This is a genomic window from Microbacterium sp. CCNWLW41, from assembly GCF_037083505.1.
The window spans coordinates 1,079,885-1,101,397 of the sequence record NZ_JBAOJP010000001.1 but is presented as its reverse complement, the minus strand read 5'-3'; the positions used below and the strand labels follow the sequence as shown (position 1 = coordinate 1,101,397).

Below are 21,513 nucleotides of genomic sequence, written 5' to 3'. Positions count from 1 at the left end.
CGGTTGGTGAGCCTGTCGAACCATCATGAGATCTCTCCGATCCAGCTGGGCTCGGCCTGCGTCGGGAAGAACCGGCCGCGGATGGCCTCGGATGCCTCGCGCGTGACCTTCTGCACGCGGTCCATGTGGGCGGGCAGCTCGCCGAGGATCTCGGAGATCGGGCGGTACTCGAGGTCGTTGCGGATCTGACCGAGCGCCCGCAGGACGGTGTTGGAATGCCCGACGCGGTCCGCGCGCGGATCGATGGCGCTCATGCACTCCTCGGCCCGCTGGATCGAGTAGATGATCGAGCGCGGGAAGAGGCGGTCCAGCAGCAGGAACTCGGCAGCGTTGCGCGCGCTCGGCATGCCGCGATACGTGCGCAGGTACGCCTCGTACGCGCCGCACGAGCGCAGGATCGTGGTCCACGACGGGCCGGATGCCTCGGTCAGCGACCGCGTCGCCAGCAGCCGCGCCGTCATGTCGGTGCGCTCGATGCTGCGGCCGAGGGTGAAGAACTGCCAGGCCTCGTCGCGGCTGGTGGACGAGTCCACGATGCCGATAGCGAGTGCCGCGCGCTCCCGGACCCACTGGAAGAACTCGTGCACGCGGTCATTCTGCAGGCGCCGCGGCATCCGTGCGTTCGTGGTGTTCAGCGTCTCCCACAGCTCCGTCGAGACGATCTCACGCGCCCGTCGGGCGTTCTCGCGGGAGGCGGTGAGCGCGTAGGCGATGCTCGACGGGTTCATGCGGTCGACGGCGAGACGCGCCAGCACGTCCTCGCGGCGCACCAGGTCGACGCCCTCGGGCGGGAGCGAGCCCATGACGCTCAGCAGCGACCGGCACGCGATGTCCTCGTCGATCCACGGGTCCTCGAGGAGGAGCTGCAGGTGCACGTCGAGGATGCGCGCGGTGCCGTCGGACCTCTCGATGTACCGCCCGATCCAGAACAGCGACTCTGCGATGCGGCTCAGCATCCGCCATCACCCCCTGTCTGCTGCTGCTGCTCCTGCTGCTCGCGGTTGCCGCGCACGGGATCGCGCGGCGAGTGCGCGGGCTCGGTCTGCGGGTCGTAGATGATCGGGATGGCCGCGGTCACGGTGGCCTGGTCGGCGACCAGCTCAGGCACCTTGCCCGGGCCGTACTCGCCGCCCGTGGGGGCCGAGCCTCCGACGATCCAGGTGTCCTTCGAGCCGCCGCCCTGGCTGGAGTTCACCACGAGCTGCCCTTCCGGGAGCGCCACGCGGGTGAGCCCGCCCGGCAGCACCCACACGTCCTCGCCGTCGTTGACCGCGAACGGCCGGAGGTCCGCGTGGCGCGGGCGCATGCCGTCCTCGACGAGCGTCGGGATGGTGGAGAGCATGACGACGGGCTGCGCGATCCAGCCGCGGGGGTCGGCGAGCAGGCGCTGCCGGAGCCGCTCGAGCTCTGCCGGCGAGGCATCCGGCCCCACCACCAGGCCCTTGCCGCCCGAGCCGTCCACGGGCTTCACCACGAGCTCGTCGAGCCGATCGAGCACCTCCTCGAGCGCGTTCGGGTCTTCCAGGCGCCACGTGTCGACGTTCTTGAGGATGGGCTCCTCGGCGAGGTAGTAGCGGATGAGGTCGGGCACGTACGTGTACAGCAGCTTGTCGTCGGCGACGCCGTTGCCCACGGCGTTGGCGATGGTGACGTTCCCCAGGCGCGCGGCGAGCATGAGGCCCGGCGCGCCCAGCATCGAGTCGGCGCGGAACTGCAGCGGATCGAGGAAGTCGTCGTCGACGCGGCGGTAGATGACGTCCACGCGCTTGGGTCCGCGCGTGGTGCGCATGAACACCTTGCCGCCGATGCACAGCAGGTCGCGCCCCTCGACGAGCTCGACGCCCATCAGACGCGCGAGCAGCGTGTGCTCGAAGTACGCGGAGTTGTAGACCCCGGGGGTCAGCACCACGACGTTCGGGTCCTCGATGCCCGCCGGCGCCGAGGCGCGCAGTGCGGCGAGCAGCTTGTTGGGGTAGTCGCCGACCGGACGCACCCGCATCGAGACGAAGAGCTCCGGCAGCGTCTGGGCCATGACGCGGCGGTTGGAGATGACGTAGCTCACGCCCGACGGCACGCGCACGTTGTCTTCGAGCACGCGCATCTCGCCGTGCTCGTCGCGGATGAGGTCGATGCCCGACACCTGGATGCGCACGCCGTTGGCGGAGTGGATGCCGGCCGCCTGGCGGTAGAAGTACTGCGACGACGCGATGAGACCGGCCGGCAGCACCTCGTCGCGCACGCAGTGCTGGTGCCCGTAGGCGTCGTCGAGGAACGCCTCCAGGGCGCGCACGCGCTGTTTGACGCCGGCCTCGATGCGCGACCACTCGTCGTACGTGATGACCCGCGGGACGGCGTCCAGCGGGAACGGCCGCTCCTCCCCCGCGAAGTCGAACGTCACACCCTGCGCGAGATACGAGCTCGCCAGCGAATCGGTGCGGCCGCGCAGCTCCTCCTGCGTCATCTGCGCGAGCGCCTGGTACAGCTCCCGGTAGGCCTCGCGCGACTCGGCCGGCGCGCCGGGGTGGGCCGGGCTCCCGAACATCTCGTCGAACGCGGGGACCCCCGAGGGCGTCTTGCGCGGCGCCAGCGTGGAGCCGTAGCCGTCGAACAGATCACCCATGCTGACGAGCCTAATGCGGCGTTCGTTGCGCTCGTGTTTCCGCCCCGTCCGCCCGGCGTCCCCCGCGCGGACGTACCCTTGCTGCATGGCGGGACGCGCCCGGGACGGCGGCATCCCCGCCCCCCTCGCATGGGTGGCGGGCGTGGCCGCCGTCGTGCTCGGCGCGGGCCTCGGCGAACTGGCCGCCGGCGTGGTGGCTCCGGCCTCCAGCCCGGTCGCCGCCATCGGCTCGGCCCTCATCGACATCGCGCCGCCGTGGGCCAAGGACACCGCGATCGCCTGGTTCGGCACCGCCGACAAGATCGCGCTCGTGGGCGGCATCGCCCTGGTCATGCTCGTCGTCGCCGCCCTCGCCGGATGGCTGCAGGCCAGGCGCCCGCCGTGGGGCGTCGTGCTGATCGCCGTGTTCGGCGTCGCCGGCGCCGTCGTCGCGGCCACGCGTCCGGGCGCCGGGCCACTGGCCTGGCTCCCCTCGGTCGTCGCGGGCGCCTCGGGCGCGGTCGCGCTGTGGCTCCTGCTCCGGCTGCTCCGACCCGCCGCCGCGGCATCCGCCGATCCATCTGCTGCCCGTTCGCCGCAGGTGGGCGCCGATCCACCCGATCCGCGTGCATCCGACGCAGGTGAGCCGGGCGCGGGTGCCACCGCCGAGGGCACCCAGCCACCCAGCCGCCGCGCCTTCTTCGCGTGGGCGGGCGCCGCGGCGGGAGCGGGCGTTCTCGCGGTGGTCGTCGGCAGCCTGCGGACAACAGCGGCGGCCGGCGTGGCCGCGGCGCGGATGGCGCTGCGGCTTCCGACGCCGGCGGTGGCGGCATCCGCCGTCCCGCAGGGCGCCGAGCTCGACCTCCCCGGGCTCGCGAGCGTCGTCACCCCGAACGACCGGTTCTACCGCATCGACACCGCGCTCGTCGTGCCCGAGGTAAACCCGGCCGACTGGCGGCTGCGCGTGCACGGCATGGTCGCCGAGGAGCTGGAGCTCACGTGGGACGAGCTTCTCGCCCTGCCGCTCGAGGAGTCGTGGACGACCCTCACGTGCGTGTCGAACGAGGTGGGAGGGACGCTCATCGGCAACGCCCGCTGGCTCGGCCATCCGATCCGGGAGCTGCTGGCGCGGGCGCGCCCCGCCGCGGACGCCGACATGGTGCTGTCACGGTCGATCGACGGCTTCACGGCGTCCACGCCGCTGGAGGCGCTGACCGACGACCGCAACGCGATCCTCGCCGTCGGCATGAACGGCGAGCCGCTCCCCCTCGAGCACGGCTTCCCGGTGCGCATGGTCGTGCCGGGCCTGTACGGCTACGTGTCGGCGACGAAGTGGGTGACCGACCTCGAGGTGACGCGGTTCGACCGCGCCCGCGCGTACTGGACGGACCGAGGCTGGTCCGAGCGCGGGCCGATCAAGCTGCAGTCGCGCATCGACGTGCCCCGCAAGGCGCAGGGGCTGAAGGCCGGCGACGTCGTCATCGCCGGTGTGGCGTGGCACCAGGGCGTGGGCGTCGCGGGAGTCGAGGTGCAGATCGACGACGGCCCGTGGCAGGAGGCGACCCTCGCGACAGCGATCTCGGACGACACCTGGGTGCAGTGGAGCCTGCCCTGGACCGCGACCGCCGGCGACCACCTGCTGCGGTGCCGTGCCACCGGCAGGGACGGGCAGCAGCAGACGCCCGACCGCGCACCGCCCGCGCCGGACGGCGCGACGGGGTGGCACGAGCGGTTCGTCGAGGTGTTCTGAGCGCTGCCCGCGCGACGGGGTCGCGCGTCAGCCGGCAAGGACCACGCGCAGCTGCTCGATCGCCCAGTCGAGCTCGGTCGCGCGCACGACCAGCGGCGGCGCGACGCGGATGGTCTGCCCGTGGGTGTCCTTGACCAGCACGCCGCGCGCGATCAGCTTCTCGGCGATCTCGCGTCCGGTGCCGACCTCGGGGTCGATGTCGACCCCCGCCCAGAGGCCCACCACCCGCACACCCGTGACGCCGTGGCCGATGAGCTCGCGGAGCTTCACGTCGAGGTGCTCGCCGAGGAGCTTCGCCCGCCGCTGGAACTCGCCGGTCTGGAGCATCTCGACCACGCGCAGGCCGACGGCGGCGGCGAGCGGATTGCCGCCGAACGTCGAGCCGTGCTCGCCCGGACGGATGACCCCGAGCACGTCACGGTCCGCCACGACCGCCGACAGCGGAAGGATGCCGCCGCCCAGCGCCTTGCCGAGCAGGTAGACGTCGGGCACCACACCCTCGCGGTCGCACGCGAACGTCTCGCCCACACGCGCGAGGCCGGACTGGATCTCGTCGGCGATGAAGAGCACGCCGTGCTCCGTGCACAGCTCGCGGACCGCCCGCAGATAGCCCTCGGGCGGAAGCACCACACCCGCCTCGCCCTGGATCGGCTCGATGAGCACGGCGGCGGTCTCGGGGGTGATGGCGGCCTCGATCGCCGCGGCATCGCCGTAGGGCACCGGCACGAATCCCGGCGCGAACGGCCCGAAGTCGCCGCGTGCGCCGGGGTCGTCGCTGAAGCCGACGATCGTGGTGGTGCGGCCGTGGAAGTTGCCGTGCGCGACGACGATCTGCGCCCTGTCGGCCGTGATGCCCTTGACCCGGTATCCCCACGCGCGTGCGACTTTGATGCCGGTCTCGACGGCCTCCGCGCCGGTGTTCATGGGGAGCACGAGGTCCTTGCCGCACAGCTCGGCCAGCGCGGTCGCGAACGGTCCGAGCCGGTCGTTGTGGTAGGCGCGGCTGGTCAGCGTCAGCCGGTTCAGCTGCTCCTGCGCGGCGGCGACGATCGCGGGATGCCCGTGACCGAAGTTCAGGGCGGAGTAGGCCGAGAGCAGGTCGAGGTAGCGCTTACCCTCGACGTCGGTGACCCAAGCGCCCTCGCCGCGCGCGATGACGACGGGGAGCGGGTTGTAGTTGTGGGCGAGGTGGTCCTGTTCACCGGCGATGATCTTGATCGTGGCGGTGTCGACCGAGGGCGAGGTGGCGGTCATGGGTGTGTCCTCTTCTCGGACCGTCAGCGCCGCAGCTCGAGCGTGCAGCACTTGATGCCGCCACCGCCGAGCAGGAGCTCCGACAGGTCGACGAGCACCGGGTTGTAGCCGCGCTCGCGCAACTGGGCCTCGAAGCCCTTCGCACGCGGCGAGATGATGACGTTGCGGCCGTCACTGGCCGAGTTGAGTCCGAAGACCGCGCCGTCGGCGTCGGCCACGCGGATGGCGTCGGGGTAGCGCTCGGCGAGGATCGCCTGACTGCGCTCGTCGAAGGCGCCCGGCAGGTAGGCGATGTTGGCGCGGTCGACGCCGCCCGGCCCCTCGACGGGGTCGAGCACCGAGATGGCGGTGTCGAGGTGGTAGAACCGCGGGTCGACGAGATTGAGGCTCACGACCTCCTTGCCGAACACGTCTTCGAGCTCGCGGTGGCTGTCGCCGGTGGAGCGGAAGCCGGTGCCGGCGAGGATGGTCTGGCCGACGAGCAGGAAGTCGCCTTCGCCCTCGTTGACCTGCACCGGCTCGACGACGTCGAACCCGTTCGCGCGGAACCAGTCCATGAAGGCCGGGCCCTCGGGCACGCGCTCCTGGAAACGGAACTTCGCGCCGTACGCGACGCCGTCGATGACGAAGCCGCCGTTGGCCGTGTAGACCATGTCGGGCAGGCCGTCGATCGGGTCGATGAGGTGCACCTCGTGGCCGAGCTCGAGATACGTGTCGTAGAGCGCCTGCCACTGACGCACCGCCAGGGCGGTGTCGGTGGGGTTGGCCGGCTCCATCCAGGGGTTGATCCGGTAGCTCACCGTGAAGTGCTCGGGGCGGCACATCAGGTAGCGGCGGTGCTGCTGGACGCGGCCTCCGGTGGCGGAGGACCCGGTCGTCGGGGCGGTGGCTGCGGGCGCGGTGTTCTGCGTGGACATCATGCTCCTGTACGAGGGGCGGCGGACGCTGTCCAGAGGCCCGGCGGCCCTTCGACCGGCTGCGCTCGCTCAGGAACCGCAGCCGTGAAGGGGAAAGCAACCGGGCACGCCGCGTCCATTGTCTCACGGACGCCGGGTGCCGCCTGGGAATGCGCACGCGCAGCGTCGCCCTGCACCACGTCACTCCGCGAGCACGACGACCTTGCCCACCGCGTGGCCGGCGGCCACATGCGCGAGCGCCTCGCGCGCCTGGGCGAAGGCGAACCTGCGCTCGATGCGGGGACGCAGCCGGCCGGCGGTCGTGAGCGCGACGAGCTCCGCGAGGACGTCGGGCTTGGCGACGGCGGCGAGCGGACGCAGCGGACGCTTCGAACCGATCGAGAGGACGGATGCTGCGGCGATACGCCCGATCGGACCCATCACCCGCCCGCCCTCGCCCGAGACCAGGACGACCGCGCCGCCGTCGCGCACGAGCCCCCGCAGCGACCGCAGCGGCGCGGTGCCGGCGATGTCGATCACGACGTCGAACGGCTCCGCGGCGAGCTCGAGGGCACCGGGCTGCACGGCGCGGTAGTCGAAGGTGCGTGCCGCACCCAGCTCCTCGACCAGCGCCCGGCTCCGCTCGCCGCACAGCGCCCACACCTGCGCGCCGCGCGCGACGGCGAGCTGTACCGCGAACGTGCCGACGCCGCCGGAGGCGCCGATCACGAGCACGCGGTGGCCGGATGCCACGCCCCCGCGTTCCAGCGCCTGCCAGGCGGTGCCGCCCGCGACCGGGAGGGCTGCGGCGTCGACCGCGTCCAGAGCGGCGGGCCGCGGGACGAGGCGGGACGCCGGGCACACCGCGTACCGCGCGAGGCCTCCCCCGGCCGGAAGCTCCCCGATCACCTCGTCGCCGACGGCGAGACCGGAGACACCCTCGCCCAGCGCGACGACGGTGGCGGCGGCATCCATCCCGCGAACCGCCTGCCGCGGCCGCCGCATCCCGAACGCGAGGCGCAGGAGTCGGGGCTCGCCGCGCATGACGCGGATGTCGCCGTTGTTGAGGCCGGTCGCGCGCAGGCGCAGCAGCACCTCGCCGCGACCGGGCGCGGGGACATCCGTCGTTTCGAGCACGACGTCGTCGGGCTCTCCGTAGCGGTGCTGCCGCCACGCGGGCATCGAATCGGTGCGCAGCGCCTGCGGCGAGGGGAGCGTCTGGTCGGACATGTCATGCCTCCGGATAGTCGAAGAGGTCGTCCAGCCCGACGCCGAATGCGCGGGCCAGCTGGAAGGCGAGTTCGAGCGTCGGCGAGTACCGCCCCTGCTCGATCGCGATGAGGGTCTGCCGCGTCACGCCCACTCGGCGGGCGAGGTCGGCCTGCGTCATGCCGGCCGCCTCGCGCACCGCGCGGATCGAGTTGGTGACCTTGGTGGGCTTGACCATCAGACGAGCCCCCGCCGGTACGCGATCACGCTCGCGATGCCGCCGACGATCGACGACAGCGCGAAGCCGAAGAACATCGCATTGGCGATCCAGAACCAGTCGGCCTCGAACGCGCACAGCACGATGACGCCCAGCCCGGCGATGACGAGGAATGCCTGGCCGACCCGCGTCGACATGTGCGCGATGTCGCGGTCGCGCTGGTCGCTCTTGCCGACGCCGTCGGGATCGCGCATGCCGGCGAGAATGCCCCACACGATGCTCACCAGGATCGCGACGGCGATGCTGCCGCCGATCGTCCACAGCATGAGCGGCACCCAGTCCACCTCGGCGACGGACCCGCCTGCCGCCTGCTGCAGCACCAGCACGACGTAGACGCCCACTCCGACGATGCTGACGATCAGGCTCACCCAGATGTTGCGCTCTTCGTACACCATGACGGCGCTCCCTGCATGTAAAGATTTCTTGACACTGCGAAGCTACGCCCGCGATGCCGGCGTGTCAAGAATTTTTTACATGCATCGCGGCCCCGCCGACGGCGGCAGACCCTGCGGGCGAGGTCGACCGCGGGCCCCCTCCTGCGCACAGCGATTTACAACGTCGTAAAACCTTCTTTACAACGTAGTAAACCGTCGCTAGCCTGACCGTGTCGGAGCCGCCTCCGGTCGCTCGGCAGCTATTCAAGGAGGAACAGTGATGAGCGTTTTCACCCGGCGCGACCGCGCCGTCGAAGGTTCGCAGGGCGGTGGGGATCGCGGCCGGAATGTCCGGCTCGTCCGTCCGTTCGCGGCCCTGGGCCTTACTGCAGCCCTGGTCCTGAGCACCGTGCCGATGGCGGCGCAGGCCGCGGACGGGGAGCTGACGCCCGGGCCCACCGTGTACGCGGATCCGGAGTCGCCGACCGGGTACACCGGGCGCTTCGTGTACTACGACCCCGATGCGACCAGCGTGCGCTTCGTCGCGGACATCCTGCTGCGCAACTGGGCCGACCGGACCGACATCACGGTCTACCAGCCGCACCAGTACGAGCCCGGTCTCATGCGGGGCGGCGGTGGCTACGACGTCGAGATGACCGATGCGGGCGACGGCTACTGGGTCACCGAGGTGCCGCTCGCGGCCGGCGCGAACCAGTACTGGTTCTACGTGGACGGCAACACGAGCGCCTGGCTCGCCGACCCGGCGAACTCGCCGATCTTCGCGCCGGATGGGATCTCGTTCCCGCAGCGGCGCGCCTTCAACAAGGTCTTCGTGCCCTACGACGAAGCGAAGCAGGACTTCGCTCCGCTCGCAGCCCGGCAGATCGAACTCCCGCGCGAGGACTCGGCCAAGGGCACGTGGAGCTACGTCCCGATCGACATCCCCAACCAGACCGGCCGCACGCTGGGCGTGTACCTCCCGCCGGACTACGACCCGAACCGTGCGGAGCCGTACAAGACGATCTACATGCAGCACGGCGGCGGTCAGGACCAGTCGGACTGGATGAACATGGGCGACGTCCCGGTGATCATGGACAACCTGATCCAGGACGGCACCACCGAGCCGGCCGTCGTCATCACGACGAACACGAACTATCTCGGACCCGTCGGAAACCAGGCCGTTCAGGGCGACGCGTATCCCAACCTGCGCAATGTCGTGATCCCCTTCGTCGAGGCGAACTACAACGTCTCGACCGAGCCGATCGACCGGGCGTTCGCGGGTCTGTCCGCCGGCAGCTTCGTCACGCAGAACCTGATCAGAGACGACGCGGACCAGTTCGGGTACTACGGCCCGTGGAGCGGCGGCGTGAGCGTCCCCGCGTCGACGCCGAACCTCGCAGCTCCGTACATCCACTATGGCGGTGGCGCGTGGGACTTCGGTCTTCCCAACGCGAACACGGTCGCGGCCCTCGACGACGTCGGGTTCATCGAGAACACGGTGGTCGCCGGGGCGCACGACTTCAACGCGTGGAACCAGCTGTTCACGATCTTCGCGCGGGACTACGTGTGGCACCCGGAGGCGTTCCTCCAGGACGAGGTCGACACCCTGAAGGCGGACGTGGCGGATGCGGGCCTGAACAAGGGCAACACGAACGCCCTCACGGTGAAGCTCGACCAGGCGCTGAAGCTCGTCACCAGGGGCGACTCGGTCGGGGCCCTCGAGGTCCTGAACGGTTTCCTCGCCCAGGTCGCCGAGTTCCAGACCGCGGGCAAGCTGACCGCCGAGCAGGCCAGTGCCCTGACGACCCTCGCCGAGAAGGTCACGTTCAACCTGGGGTACTGGGTGCAGTGAGCCACTGCTGACAAGACCAGGGCTGCCGGCGGACTCGCGCTTCCCGCCGGCAGCCCTCTCACGTGCACGGCGCGCCTGGCGGGCACGGCATCGGGCGAGGACGGGCGTGCCCCGCTTCAGGCTGAGGCCGCCGCCGGGGCCGCCGTCGAGTCCCGCACGACCAGTGAGGTCGCCAGCTCGATCCGCGTGACGTCCGGACGGGGGCCGTCCAGCAGCTGCAGCAGGAGCCGGGTGGCCTGCTCCGCCATCTCGCGAAGGGGCTGATGGACGGTGGTGAGCCGCGGGTGGGCGAGCTCCGCGATCGCGAGGTCGTCGTAGCCCACGACGGACAGGTCGCGCGGCACCGAGAGTCCGAGAGCCGAGGCGGCGTGCAGCACTCCCAGCGCCTGCGCGTCGTTGCCGGCGAAGATCGCCGTCGGCCGATCCGGCAGCCGCAGCAGCTCGGCCGCGTGATGCTCGCCCCCCTGACGCCGGAAGTCGCCGAAGCGGATCCATTCCGGCGGGATCGTCACCCCCGCGGACGCCATCGCGGCGCGGTAGCCGTCCAGCCTTGCCAGCGCGCACATCACCGACTCCGGCCCGGTGATCGCCGCGATCCGCCGGTGCCCGAGCTCCAGCAGGTGCCGTGTGGCCGCCAGCCCGCCCGACCAGTTCGCCGACCCGACCGACGGGAGGTCCGCATCGGGATCGCCGGCCGGATCGATGACGACGAACGGGATGCCGCGCGCGGAGAGCCGCTCCCGCCCGTCGGCCGGTATGCCGGCGAAGAGGAGGATGATGCCGCTCGGCGCGCGGCGCACGACCGAGTCCAGCCACTCCGGTCCCGGGGCACGACGATCCCCGCTCACGGAGAGCGAGACCGCCATGCCGGCGGCCGCGGCGCTCTCGCGCACCCCCTCGAGGATGCCGAGCGCCCACTCGCCCTCGAGCTCGTGGAGCACGACCTCGATGTAGTCCCGTCGCTGCCTGCTCTTGCGGCGCCGGTAGCCGCTCGCGTGCAGCTGCTCCTCGACGAGCGCCCGTGTCGTCGACGAGACGTCCGAGCCGCCGTTGAGCACCTTGGAGATGGTCGTCAGCGACACCCCTGTCTGAGCGGCGATCTCCTTCAGCGTCACTCTCTGGGGTCGTGCCATCTCGCCACCCGGCCGGCTCGTCGCGGCGCTCGCGTCAGTCCAGCGTGAGCGCCGTCCACGACACGGGCGGCAGCGTGACGGTCACCCTGCCCTCCCCGACGTCGACGGACGAGTTGGTCCTGGGCGTGACGCGCTCCGGATCCTCGAGGGTGTTGGCCGCGTGGATGTCGTCATCGAACAGTGAGATCGCGGAGGCGTCGGCGACCTCGCCGAGAGCGCGCACATCGATCTCTACGGAGACCTCCTCGTCGAGGCTGCGGTTCACGAGGAACACCGTCGTGCCGCCCCCGCTCGCATCGCGTGTGGCCACCGCGTCCACGACCGACACGTCGCCGTACTCCGCCGTGGCGTAGGTGGGGCTGTCGAGCTTCAGCTCGAGCGCGACACCGCGGGCGAGGCGCGAGGTGAGCGAGAACGGATAGAAGGTGGTCTGCCGCCACGCCGGCCCGCCGGGCTCGGTCATGATCGGCGCGATGACGTTGACCAGCTGCGCGAGGCTCGCGGCCGTCACCCGGTCGGCGTGGCGAAGCAGCGAGATGAGGAGGCTGCCGAAGACCACGGCATCCAGGACGGAGTACGAGTCCTCGAGCAGGCGGGGTGCCACCGGCCAGTCCTCCGCATCGGTGATCTTGTCGACCTCGTTGAAGCGCGACTGGTACCAGACGTTCCATTCGTCGAAGGAGATGTCGATCGTCTTGTCGCTGTGCCTGATCGCCTTCACGTGGTCGGCGGTGGCCACGACGGCCTCGATGAAGCGGTCCATGTTCACGCCGGAGGCGAGGAAGCTGCCGTAGTCGTCGCCCTTCGGCTCGTAGTACGCGTGGCACGAGATGTAGTCCACGTCGTCGTACGTCTTGCTGAGCACGACGCGCTCCCAGTCGCCGAAGGTGGGCATCTGGGCGCTCGAACTGCCGCAGACGACCAGCTCGAGATCCGGATCGATCTGTCTCATCGCGCTCGCGGTCTTCGACGCGATCTGCGCGTACTCCTCGGCCGTCGAGTGCCCGAGCTGCCATGGCCCGTCCATCTCGTTGCCCAGGCACCACATGCGGATGCCGTGGGGTTCGGGATGGCCGTTGGCGACGCGCCTGTCCGACCAATGGGTGCCCGATCGCAGATTGGCGTATTCGAGCACATCCAGCGCCTCCAGGACTCCGCGCGTGCCGAGGTTGACGGCGTACATCAGCTCGCTGTCGACCTTCTTGAGCCACCCCGCGAACTCGTCGAGGCCGATCTCGTTGGTCTCGGTCGAGTGCCACGCCAGGTCGAGCCGGCGGGGCCGGGCGTCGCGGGGCCCGACGCCGTCCTCCCAGCGATACCCCGAGACGAAGTTTCCGCCCGGGTAGCGGATCGTGGAGACGCCGAGCTCCCGGACCAGTTCGACGACGTCGCGGCGGAAACCGTCCTCGTCGGCGGTGTCGTGTCCCGGCTCGTAGATGCCGTCGTAGACGCATCGCCCCAGGTGCTCGACGAACGAGCCGAAGAGCCGGCGGTTGACGGGTCCGACGGTGAAGTGCGGGTCGACGGTGAGATGTGCGCGGATCATTCTTCTCTTTCAGGGACAGGGGGAACCGAGGCGAGGCGGCGTGATCGTCGGATCACTTGAGGCTTCCGATGGCCAATCCGCCGCGCCAGTACTTCTGCAATCCGAGGAAGGCGATGATCAGGGGGATCACCGAGACGAGCGAGCCGAGGATGATGATGCTCCAGAGGGTCTGCCCGCCCGCCGCGCCGTACGTCGACGCAGTGGACTGCCACAGTCCGATTCCGACGGTCACCGGGAAGAGGCGGTTGTCGGAGAGCATGACGAGGGGCAGGAAGTAGTTGTTCCACGACGCCACGACCGACAGCAGCAGGACGGTGACGATGGCGGGACGCAGCAGCGGCAGCGCCACGGTGAGGAACGACCGGAACTCGCCCGCGCCGTCGACGCGCGCCGCGTCGAGCAGCTCGTCGGGCACGGCATCCCGCGCATACACGTTCATGAGATAGACGCCGAACGGGTTCAGCAGCGTCGGGAAGATGACCGCCCAGATGGTGTTCGTCCAGCCGACCTGCGCGAACAGCACGAAGGTCGGGATGACGAGCGCCGTCGTGGGAACCATGACCGCGCCGAGGAGGATCGCGAACGAGAGCCGGCGACCGGCGAACTGGTACTTCGCGAAGCCGTAGCCGGCGAGCACGGCGAGCACCGTCGCGCCGATGCCCCCCGCGATCGCGTAGAGCGCGGAGTTGGCCAGCCAGCGCGCGTAGATGCCGCCGCTGTACGTGAACAGGTCGACCAGGTTGCCCAGATAGTTGATGTCGTCGGCGAACCAGAGCGAGCTGTCGCCGCCGAAGAGCCCGGCCGCGGTCTTGGAGCTGTTGACGATCAGCCACCAGAACGGGACCAGGAAGTAGACCATCAGCGCACCGAGGACGATGTTGAGCGGGATGCGGCCCCGCTCGCGCGGACCGCGACGGCGCTCGATGGTGTTCCGGCGGGGCGTGCGGGTGCCGGTGACCTCGACAGGCGTGACGCTCATGAGAAGAAGCTCCCTCGCTTGCGGGTGGCGAACAGGAAGATGTAGACGCAGAGGAACACGACCGCTCCGAGCGCGAACGAGATGGCCGCTCCGTAGTTGTAGTTCGCGAGCGAGAACGCCTGCTGGTAGGCGTACATGTTCGGTGTGAAGTCATTCGGGATCGCACCCGCCGCGAGATCCTGGAGGATCTTCGGCTCGTTGAAGAACTGCAGCGTTCCGATCAGTGCGAACACCAGGATCAGCAGCAGAGCCGGCGCGACGAGGGGGACCTTGATCCGCCAGACGATCTGCCACTGCGACGCCCCGTCGATGCGGGCCGCTTCGTACAGGGTCGGGTCGATGCCCTGAAGCGCCGCGTACAGGATGATCATGTAGTAGCCCGCCCATTGCCACGTCACGATGTTGAGCAACCCGTAGAAGATCAAGCTCCGGCTCAGGAAGTCCGGGGCCTCAGCGCCGAAAATTCCGAAAAGCTCCGCGAGAGGGCCGAAGTTGTCGCTGTAGAGGAAGCCCCACATCAGCGCGCCGATCACGGTCGGAATCGCGTACGGCATGAAGATCATGAGCCGGGAGAACCGGGCGAATCGGGTGACGATGATGTCGAGGATCAGGGCGATGGCGAGGGAGACCGCCATCTGCAGCGGGATGAGCACGATCGAGAAGCGGATCACGAACCACACGCCGTCGAGGAACGACGGGTCGCTGAACGCCTTGGCGTAGTTCCCGAAGAGGACGAAGCGCGTCCCTCCGATGAGCGACTTCTGGAAAAGGCTGAGGTAGAGGGCGTACCCGATCGGGAGCACGAGCAGCGCGAGGAAGATGATCGCGAACGGGCTGACGAACAGCCAGCCGACCAGGTTCTGCCTCGCGGCGGTCGACTTGCGGCGCTTCGATGAGAGGGGCGCTCGGGTCGAGACAGGAGCTTCGGTTGAGGCGGTCATGATGTCTCCGGGTCTGTGAGGGATGCCCGAGGGTCGGTCCGCGCGGACGCGGACCGACCCTCGGCCCAGGTCACTGCGTGACGGTGAACCCCTGCTCCTCGGCGTAGGCGACGACGGACTCCTGGAGCGCGTCGGCGGCCTCGGAGCCGGTGGCCGCGCCGTCATGGATGGCGGCGATCTGCTTGGTCAGCTCGGAGTAGTAGTACTGGCCCAGCGGGGTGTACGTCATGCCCTCGTACGCGTTGGCCGCGGGCACGTACACCTCCTTGTTCGCCTGCTGGCCGCTGAAGAACGGCACCTCGTAGTCCTGGAACTCGGGCGAGTCGAGGACACTGACGTTCAGCGGGAAGATGATCTGGTCCTGCCAGCCCTCATCGAGCGAGGCCTGGTCGGCGTAGACGCCGAAGGCGACCTTCGCGGCGAGCTCAGGGTCGTCGGCCTGGCTCGAGACCGAGAACGCGGAGCCGCCCCAGTTGATCGCGATCGGGTTGCTCGCGTCCCACTGCGGCATCGGCGCGACGGACCACACCCCTTCGTCGGCCCCCTCGCCGACGCCCGCGCCCTGAAGGTAGCCGGGCGCCCACGCGGCCGAGAGGTAGGTGGCGTAGTCGCCGCCGATCACGCCTGCGATGTACTCGGGGGTGAACTGGTCCTCCGTGCCGACGAGGTCCTTCTCGACCAGGCCGGCCCAGTAGTCCAGGACCTCCTTGATCTCGTCGCTGTTGAGGTTGATTCCGATCTCGCCCTCGTTGGCGGGGTCGTACTCGAACGGCTGCGCGCCGTTCTGGTACATCAGCGCCGTGACCGCGGCGGGCTGGTTCGCGGCGAAGCTCGCCATGTACGGGCCGCCGGCGTCCTTGACGGCCTGCGCGGTCGCCTCGAACTCCTCCCACGTGGTGGGGGGCGTGATGCCGAACTGCTCGAAGATGTCGTTGCGGTAGATCATGCCCATCGGGCCGCCGTCGATCGGTGCGCCGTAGACGCCGTCACCGACGGAGACGTCCTTCCAGGCGCCCTCGCTGAAGTTGTCCTTGACGTCCTCGTAGCCGAGATCGGAGAGGTCCACCAGGGCGTCCTGCGCCTGGAAGACCGCGATGCGGTCGGCCTCGACCATCATGACGTCGGGGGCGCCGCTTCCCGCCGAGATGGCGGTCTGGAACTTGTCGTACGCGTCGCCGCCGGCGCCGGCGTTCGTCCAGCACACCTGGACGTCGTCGTTCGCCTCGTTGAAGTTGTCGACGACGGTCTCGGAGTTGGGGTACCAGGCCCACAGCGTGACGATGGGGGCGTCGGGGTTCTTGATCTCGTTGGTGCAGCTGGCGTCGCTGTTGCCGCCGCCATCGGCGTCGCCGCCTCCGGCGGTGCATGCGGCCAGGGCGCCGACCAGGGCGAACGCTGTGACCGCAGCAAGGACAGGCTTCGTCTTCACTGGACTTTCCTTTCGGTGTGCTGACTTCTTCGTCGGTGCATGACCGCCTGGAGCACGAGGGTGCAGGATCGCGGTGCTCTCGGGTCTACAACGTTGTAGAGCAACGTTGCAGACACTTTCCCACCGGCCGCGAGGGGTGTCAAGGGTGCACCGCAAATTCCTGCGCACGCATCGAAAGTTCTGTGACGTACGACCGCGGGACGGCGGGGCGGTACGGTGATCCACAACGTTGCACGGAGACGTCGAAGAGGCGGGGCCCGATCCGCACACGACGGGCATCGCATCTGCGTCACACTAGAGTGCAGATCGAACGGAAGGCGGGCGCCCATGGGACCGACGATGCACGACGTCGCCCGGGTGGCGGGAGTCTCGATCAAGACGGTCTCGAACGTCATCAACGACTATCCGCACGTGCGCCCCGGCACCCGCGATCGTGTGAACGAAGCGATCGAGCAGCTCGACTACCGGCCCAACCTCTCGGCACGCGGCCTGCGCTCCGGCCGGACGGGCGTCATCGGGCTGGCGGTCCCGTCGCTGCGCGAGAACTACTTCGCAGAACTCGCCGACGAGGTCATCAGAGCAGCGGAGAAGCACGGCCTGGGCGTCATGGTGGAGCAGACGAGCGGGGATCGGGATGCCGAGCTGCGCGCCGTCTCGCGCAGCCGGCCGCGGTTCCTGGACGGGCTGCTCTTCAGCCCGGTCAGGCTGGGCCAGGAGGATGCCGACGCCTTGAACGTCGAGGGCCCGCTCGTGCTCCTCGGCGAGCGGATCTTCGGCGGCCCGACCGATCACGTCACGATGCACAACACCTCGTCCGCGCAGGCCGCCGTCGAGCACCTCCTCTCGATCGGCCGCCGGCGGATCGCGCTGATCGGCGCCGACCACGAGGACGTCGACGAGGCGAGCTCGGCGAGCCTGCGCCTGAAGGGTTACCGGCGCGCCCTCGAGCAGGCCGGCATCGATCAGGATCCGGCCCTCATCCGGCATACCTCGATGCATCGATGGAACCGGGCGGGCGGCGCGGCCGCGACGCACCTGCTGGTGCAGGAGGGCGTGGAATTCGATGCCGTCTTCGCGCTCAACGACACGCTGGGACTCGGTGTCCTGCGCGCTCTGCGCGAAGAGGGGCTCCGCGTGCCCGACGACGTCGCCGTGATCGGGTTCGACAACATCGACGAGAGCAAGTACTCGGTCCCGTCGATGTCGACCGTCGACACCGGCCGGGCGCAGATCGCCGCCATCGCCGTCGACCGACTCCTCGAGCGCATCAACGAGAAGGGCGAACGGCGCAGTCCCGAGACCTTCAAGCCGCCGTTCCGCATCGTGGCGCGGGAGTCCACGGGCTTCCCCGACGCCGGAGCCGACGAGAAGCCCTGACGAGAGCCGACCGCACGCGCCGGACGCGGACCGCGCCGCGGCGACGGCGCTAGATGACAGCCTCCGACCACGCGTCCGGATTCCCGAAACGGTGGGCCGTGATCGTCACCGACTGCTCGTGGAGGAACGGGAGAAGCTCGAGCCTGCCCGCGGTCGTCACGTCGTTGTCGTAGACGGCGAGGTCGGGGTCTCCGTCGACCGCCTCGGCGAGCCTTCGGTGAAGCGCGGCGACCGACTCGGCCCCGCCGACCAGGCGCACGCGCGATGGACGGGGCGCCGGATCGGCGTCGGCCGCGGCGGCGACGATGTCCTCGTCCCGGATGAGCCGCTGGAGCCACTCCTCCTCGGTCTCCACGAACACTCCCACGCCCTCGTCCGCCAGCACGCGACGCACCGTCTGCGGCAGGCCCACGGGCGCACTGAGGGTCATCGCCGACCCCGCCCGCAGCCCCGCGACGGCGACGCGGAGCACGGCCTGCCACGAGGCATCCGCCGTCGCCCTCACCGCGACCGAGTCGACCGGCCGGTAGCGGAAGAGGTTGCGCTCGACGCCGATACCCGACACGTCTCTCACCTGACCGAACTCGCGGTCCCACGCGATGGCGTCCGACAGCGCGGCGCGGCGGAGCCACTCGAACGCCTCGTAGCCCAGCGACGGCTGCGCCGCCTCGATGAGCGACACGATGCGGGTGTCCAGCCCTCGTAGGTGGAGCGTCGCCGACGCCGGCGATCCCGAAGTCGGCCGCCAGCGGCCCAGACCCATGAGGTAGTTCGGGCCGCCCGCCTTCGCCCCCGCGCCCACCGACGAGCGCTTCCACCCGCCGAAGGGCTGGCGCTGGACGATGGCGCCCGTGATGCCCCGGTTGACGTACAGGTTGCCGGCCTGCACCCGGTCGAGCCACATCGCCAGGTCGTCGGGGTTCTGCGTGTGCAGGCCTGCGGTGAGACCGTACTCGACCGCGTTCTGGAGCTCGATCGCGTGCGACAGCGACGTCGCGTGCATGATGCCCAGCACGGGTCCGAAGAACTCCTCGCGGTGGAACCGCGATCCTGGCTGCACGCCGGTGCGGATGCCGGGGGTCCAGAGCCGGCCCGCATACTCCGGTCCGGCGTCCACCTGTCGAGGCGCGACGAGCCACTGCTCGCCCTCCTCGAGGGTGGTGAGGGCCCACTCCAGCTTGCCGCGAGGCGCCTCGACCACGGGGCCGACCTCGCTGAGCGGGTCGGACGGCGGGCCGACGCGGAGCGAGGTCGCGGCGTCCACCAGCTGGCGCGCGAATCGCCGCGAGTGGCCCACGGGCCCCACCAGGATGGCCAGCGACGCGGCCGAGCACTTCTGTCCGGCGTGACCGAACGCGCTCTTGACGAGGTCGGATGCCGCGAGGTCGAGGTCCGCCGTCGGCATCACGATCATCGCGTTCTTGCCGCTCGTCTCGGCGAGGAGCGGCATGTCCGGGCGCCACGAGCGGAACAGTGCGGCGGTCTCCCACGAGCCGGTGAGGATCACGCGGTCCACGTCCGGATGCGACACCAGCGCGCGCCCCAGACCCCCCTCGTCGATGTCGACGAGGGCGAGGACGTCGCGCGGCACCCCGGCCTCCCACAGCGCCTCCGCCACGACCGCGGCGCAGCGCCGCGCCTGCGGCGCCGGCTTGAACACGACACCCGATCCGGCGGCGAGGGCGGCCAGGACGCCGCCCGCGGGGATGGCGATCGGGAAGTTCCACGGCGGGGTGACGAGCGTCAGTCGCGCCGGCTCGAACACCGCCCCGCTCACGCGATCGAGTTCTCGTGCGGTCGCGGCGTAGTAGTCGGCGAAGTCGACCGCCTCGCTCACCTCGACGTCCGCCTCGGCGAACACCTTGCCCGTCTCCGACGCGGCCACCTCGATGAGCTCCCCGCGGCGGGCCTCCAGCGCACGCGCCGCCGCCGCGAGCACGGCCCCGCGCTCGGCCGCCGGGGTCGCGCCCCACGCGGCGGCCGCGTGGCGGACGCGGGCGACGATCTCGTGCAGCGACTGCTCGTCCGTCACCGCGGCGGCGGCGATCGTGGCGTCGCCGGCGTGCGACGACTCGATCCGGGAGATCACATCCCGCGCCCACGCGCGGTTCCCGGGCAGCGCGGGGTCACTGTCGGACGCGTTGCGGAAGCCGGGCGCGCCCGCTGCCCGGGCCCCCGACTCGCGGGGCGCGAACACGGCGGTCTCGACGAACGCGTCGGCGCCGAACACCTGCTCCGGCACGATGCGCTCCATCGGCGCGGTGTCACCGGGCGCGCCGGCTGCGCCGGCCGAGCGCGCGATGCCGATCACCGCCTGCGTGAGCCCGGCGTCCTCCCCCGGCGACGCCGTGCGGCGCAGCGGCGCCTCAGCGCGCAGAGCCGCGACGGACGCGGCGTCGAGGACTGCCGCCTCGGCGGCCCGGTCCTGGGTGCGGCGGGGGCCGGTCGGCAGCGCCGGATCGTCCGCACGCGCGAGCGAGGCCAGGAAGCGGTCGCGCTCGCGTGCGAACAGCGCCGGATCGTCGGCGAGCTCGAACGCGGCGGAGAGGAAGTTCTCGCTGGACGCGTTCTCTTCGAGCCGCCGGACGAGATAGCTGATGGCCACGTCGAATTCGTCGGGACGCACGACCGGCACGTACAGGAGCACGTGGCCGACCTCGCGCGCGACCGCCGCGACCTGGCCCTGGGCCATGCCCAGGAGCATCTCGAACTCGACGGCGTCGCGCACGCCCGTCGCACCCGCGAGCAGCCATGCGTAGGCGATGTCGAAGAGGTTGTGGCCGGCGACCCCGATCCGCACGGCGGCGGTGCGCTCGGGCTGCAGCGCGTACCGCAGGCACCGGATGTAGTTCGCGTCCGAGTCGAGCTTCGTGTCGTAGGTGGCGAGCGGCCAGCCGTGCAGCACCGCGTCCACGCGCTCCATCGCGAGGTTGGCGCCCTTGACGAGGCGGATCTTGATCGGGGCGCCGCCGGCCGCGACGCGCTCCCGGGCCCAGTCCGTCAGCCGCTCCAGCGCGGGCAGCGCGTCGGGAAGGTACGCCTGCAGCACGATGCCGGCTTCCAGGCCGCGCAGTCGCGGGTCCTCGAGCAGCCGGGTGAACACGGCGACGGTCAGGTCGAGGTCGCGGTACTCCTCCATGTCGAGGTTGATGAAGGTGGCCTCCCGCGCCCGACCGTCCGGGTCGGTCGGCGCGTCGGCCGCGTCCGCCCGCGCCGCCGAGAGGTACAGCGGCAGGAGCCGGTCGACCACCGTGTCGACGATCTCGTCGAACGCCCACATCGAGATGTGGCTGGCGATCGCCGAGACCTTCACCGAGACGTAGTCCACGTCGGGGCGGCGGATGAGCTCGTGGATCCCCTCGAGTCGCCGCAGGGCCTCCTGCTCGCCGAGCACCGCCTCGCCGAGCAGGTTGAGATTCAGCCGCGCTCCCGTCTCGCGCAGACGCTCGATGGCCGGGCCGAGCTTCTCCGGTCGCGCGTCGACCACGAGGTGCCCGACCATCTCGCGCAGCACCCGGCGCGCGATCGGCACGACCGGCGCCGGCAGCACGGGGGCGACGGCGCCGCCGACCCGCACGGCGGAGCGGAGGTACCAGGGGAGGAACCCGGGAACGAGGGGCGCGACGCGGTGCAGATGGGATGCCGCCGCCGACAGGCTCTCCGGTCGCATGACACCGTCGACGAAGCCGATCGTGAACGGCAGGCCGCTGGGGTCCTTCAGGACTCCGGCGAGGCGCTCCGCCGCCGGGTCGACGTGGGCCTCCGCGCTCTCGGCGATCCACCGCCGAGCCAGCGTGACGGCTTCGTCTGCGAGATGCCGTTCGGCAGCGTCTTCCATTCGCACTCCAGATGTCGATTCGACAGGGCCCGTGCTTCCAGACTGCACCTCGATGTGCT

16 protein-coding genes are annotated in these 21,513 nt (G+C 70.6%); 3 read left to right on the top strand and 13 right to left on the bottom strand.

Annotation, left to right across the window (positions count from 1 at the left end; all coding sequences use genetic code 11):
* Positions 1-23: 23 nt before the first annotated feature.
* Together V6R91_RS04895 and V6R91_RS04890 are read right to left on the bottom strand one after the other, a co-directional pair.
* Entirely contained in the window at positions 24-956 is a 933-nt protein-coding gene (locus V6R91_RS04895) for an alpha-E domain-containing protein (RefSeq protein ID WP_336394459.1), read from the bottom strand.
* Positions 950-2,620, bottom strand: a complete 1,671-nt coding sequence (locus tag V6R91_RS04890; protein ID WP_336394458.1) for a circularly permuted type 2 ATP-grasp protein — start codon at positions 2,618-2,620, stop codon at positions 950-952. Before V6R91_RS04890 ends, V6R91_RS04895 begins: the two co-directional genes overlap by 7 nt.
* A gap of 85 nt (positions 2,621-2,705) precedes the next feature.
* Here V6R91_RS04890 and V6R91_RS04885 point away from each other — a divergent pair, with 85 nt between their 5' ends.
* The gene (locus tag V6R91_RS04885) at positions 2,706-4,349 is read left to right on the top strand and encodes a molybdopterin-dependent oxidoreductase (RefSeq protein WP_336394457.1); all 1,644 of its coding nucleotides are present in this window, start codon (positions 2,706-2,708) and stop codon (positions 4,347-4,349) included.
* A 27-nt stretch (positions 4,350-4,376) separates the two neighbouring features.
* Here the strand turns inward: V6R91_RS04885 and rocD are convergent, their stop codons facing one another.
* The 5 genes from rocD to V6R91_RS04860 all read right to left on the bottom strand — a co-directional run bounded on the left by rocD (position 4,377) and on the right by V6R91_RS04860 (position 8,380).
* The gene (gene rocD / locus V6R91_RS04880) at positions 4,377-5,603 is read right to left on the bottom strand and encodes an ornithine--oxo-acid transaminase (protein WP_336394456.1); all 1,227 of its coding nucleotides are present in this window, start codon (positions 5,601-5,603) and stop codon (positions 4,377-4,379) included.
* 23 nt (positions 5,604-5,626) lie between these two features.
* Positions 5,627-6,520 carry a dimethylargininase gene (gene ddaH, locus V6R91_RS04875; protein WP_336394455.1) on the bottom strand — a complete coding sequence of 298 codons (894 nt, stop codon included), beginning with the start codon at positions 6,518-6,520 and terminating at the stop codon, positions 5,627-5,629.
* Positions 6,521-6,700: 180 nt separating this feature from the next.
* On the bottom strand, positions 6,701-7,729 hold the full coding sequence (locus V6R91_RS04870; protein ID WP_336394454.1) for an NAD(P)-dependent alcohol dehydrogenase: 1,029 nt from the start codon (positions 7,727-7,729) through the stop codon (positions 6,701-6,703).
* Between the two features lies 1 nt (position 7,730).
* Entirely contained in the window at positions 7,731-7,946 is a 216-nt protein-coding gene (locus V6R91_RS04865) for a helix-turn-helix transcriptional regulator (RefSeq protein WP_109209029.1), read from the bottom strand.
* Positions 7,946-8,380, bottom strand: coding sequence for a hypothetical protein (locus V6R91_RS04860; protein WP_336394453.1), 435 nt, complete (start codon positions 8,378-8,380; stop codon positions 7,946-7,948). Before V6R91_RS04860 ends, V6R91_RS04865 begins: the two co-directional genes overlap by 1 nt.
* A 259-nt stretch (positions 8,381-8,639) precedes the next feature.
* On the opposite strand from V6R91_RS04860, the gene V6R91_RS04855 reads away from it, so the two are divergent.
* The gene (locus tag V6R91_RS04855; RefSeq protein ID WP_336394452.1) at positions 8,640-10,211 is read left to right on the top strand and encodes an alpha/beta hydrolase-fold protein; all 1,572 of its coding nucleotides are present in this window, start codon (positions 8,640-8,642) and stop codon (positions 10,209-10,211) included.
* Between the two features lie 116 nt (positions 10,212-10,327).
* Here the strand turns inward: V6R91_RS04855 and V6R91_RS04850 are convergent, their stop codons facing one another.
* From V6R91_RS04850 to V6R91_RS04830, 5 genes are all read right to left on the bottom strand, one after another.
* Positions 10,328-11,344, bottom strand: a complete 1,017-nt coding sequence (locus V6R91_RS04850; protein WP_336394451.1) for a LacI family DNA-binding transcriptional regulator — start codon at positions 11,342-11,344, stop codon at positions 10,328-10,330.
* Between the two features lie 34 nt (positions 11,345-11,378).
* Entirely contained in the window at positions 11,379-12,890 is a 1,512-nt protein-coding gene (gene arfA / locus V6R91_RS04845) for an arabinosylfuranosidase ArfA (RefSeq protein ID WP_336394450.1), read from the bottom strand.
* 52 nt (positions 12,891-12,942) lie between these two features.
* A complete protein-coding gene (locus V6R91_RS04840) occupies positions 12,943-13,869 on the bottom strand; it encodes a carbohydrate ABC transporter permease (protein WP_336394449.1) in 927 nt (308 codons plus the stop codon).
* Complete coding sequence (locus V6R91_RS04835; RefSeq protein WP_336394448.1) at positions 13,866-14,810, bottom strand: carbohydrate ABC transporter permease; 945 nt, start codon at positions 14,808-14,810, stop codon at positions 13,866-13,868. Before V6R91_RS04835 ends, V6R91_RS04840 begins: the two co-directional genes overlap by 4 nt.
* 70 nt (positions 14,811-14,880) lie before the next feature.
* Complete coding sequence (locus V6R91_RS04830) at positions 14,881-16,239, bottom strand: ABC transporter substrate-binding protein (RefSeq protein ID WP_336394447.1); 1,359 nt, start codon at positions 16,237-16,239, stop codon at positions 14,881-14,883.
* Positions 16,240-16,566: 327 nt separating this feature from the next.
* Here V6R91_RS04830 and V6R91_RS04825 point away from each other — a divergent pair, with 327 nt between their 5' ends.
* Complete coding sequence (locus V6R91_RS04825; RefSeq protein ID WP_336394446.1) at positions 16,567-17,616, top strand: LacI family DNA-binding transcriptional regulator; 1,050 nt, start codon at positions 16,567-16,569, stop codon at positions 17,614-17,616.
* Between the two features lie 49 nt (positions 17,617-17,665).
* Here V6R91_RS04825 and V6R91_RS04820 read toward each other — a convergent pair whose 3' ends face one another.
* Complete coding sequence (locus V6R91_RS04820) at positions 17,666-21,454, bottom strand: bifunctional proline dehydrogenase/L-glutamate gamma-semialdehyde dehydrogenase (RefSeq protein ID WP_336394445.1); 3,789 nt, start codon at positions 21,452-21,454, stop codon at positions 17,666-17,668.
* Positions 21,455-21,513: the final 59 nt, after the last annotated feature.

Coding starts and splice junctions, on each gene's coding strand:
- V6R91_RS04860 (WP_336394453.1), bottom strand. CDS start 8,380: ATGGTGTACGAAGAGCGCAACATCTGGGTGAGCCTGATCGTCAGCATC.
- V6R91_RS04820 (WP_336394445.1), bottom strand. CDS start 21,454: ATGGAAGACGCTGCCGAACGGCATCTCGCAGACGAAGCCGTCACGCTG.
- V6R91_RS04895 (WP_336394459.1), bottom strand. CDS start 956: ATGCTGAGCCGCATCGCAGAGTCGCTGTTCTGGATCGGGCGGTACATC.
- V6R91_RS04885 (WP_336394457.1), top strand. CDS start 2,706: ATGGCGGGACGCGCCCGGGACGGCGGCATCCCCGCCCCCCTCGCATGG.
- arfA (WP_336394450.1), bottom strand. CDS start 12,890: ATGATCCGCGCACATCTCACCGTCGACCCGCACTTCACCGTCGGACCC.
- V6R91_RS04855 (WP_336394452.1), top strand. CDS start 8,640: ATGAGCGTTTTCACCCGGCGCGACCGCGCCGTCGAAGGTTCGCAGGGC.
- V6R91_RS04835 (WP_336394448.1), bottom strand. CDS start 14,810: ATGACCGCCTCAACCGAAGCTCCTGTCTCGACCCGAGCGCCCCTCTCA.
- V6R91_RS04890 (WP_336394458.1), bottom strand. CDS start 2,620: ATGGGTGATCTGTTCGACGGCTACGGCTCCACGCTGGCGCCGCGCAAG.
- V6R91_RS04840 (WP_336394449.1), bottom strand. CDS start 13,869: ATGAGCGTCACGCCTGTCGAGGTCACCGGCACCCGCACGCCCCGCCGG.
- ddaH (WP_336394455.1), bottom strand. CDS start 6,520: ATGTCCACGCAGAACACCGCGCCCGCAGCCACCGCCCCGACGACCGGG.
- V6R91_RS04870 (WP_336394454.1), bottom strand. CDS start 7,729: ATGTCCGACCAGACGCTCCCCTCGCCGCAGGCGCTGCGCACCGATTCG.
- V6R91_RS04825 (WP_336394446.1), top strand. CDS start 16,567: ATGGGACCGACGATGCACGACGTCGCCCGGGTGGCGGGAGTCTCGATC.
- rocD (WP_336394456.1), bottom strand. CDS start 5,603: ATGACCGCCACCTCGCCCTCGGTCGACACCGCCACGATCAAGATCATC.
- V6R91_RS04865 (WP_109209029.1), bottom strand. CDS start 7,946: ATGGTCAAGCCCACCAAGGTCACCAACTCGATCCGCGCGGTGCGCGAG.
- V6R91_RS04850 (WP_336394451.1), bottom strand. CDS start 11,344: ATGGCACGACCCCAGAGAGTGACGCTGAAGGAGATCGCCGCTCAGACA.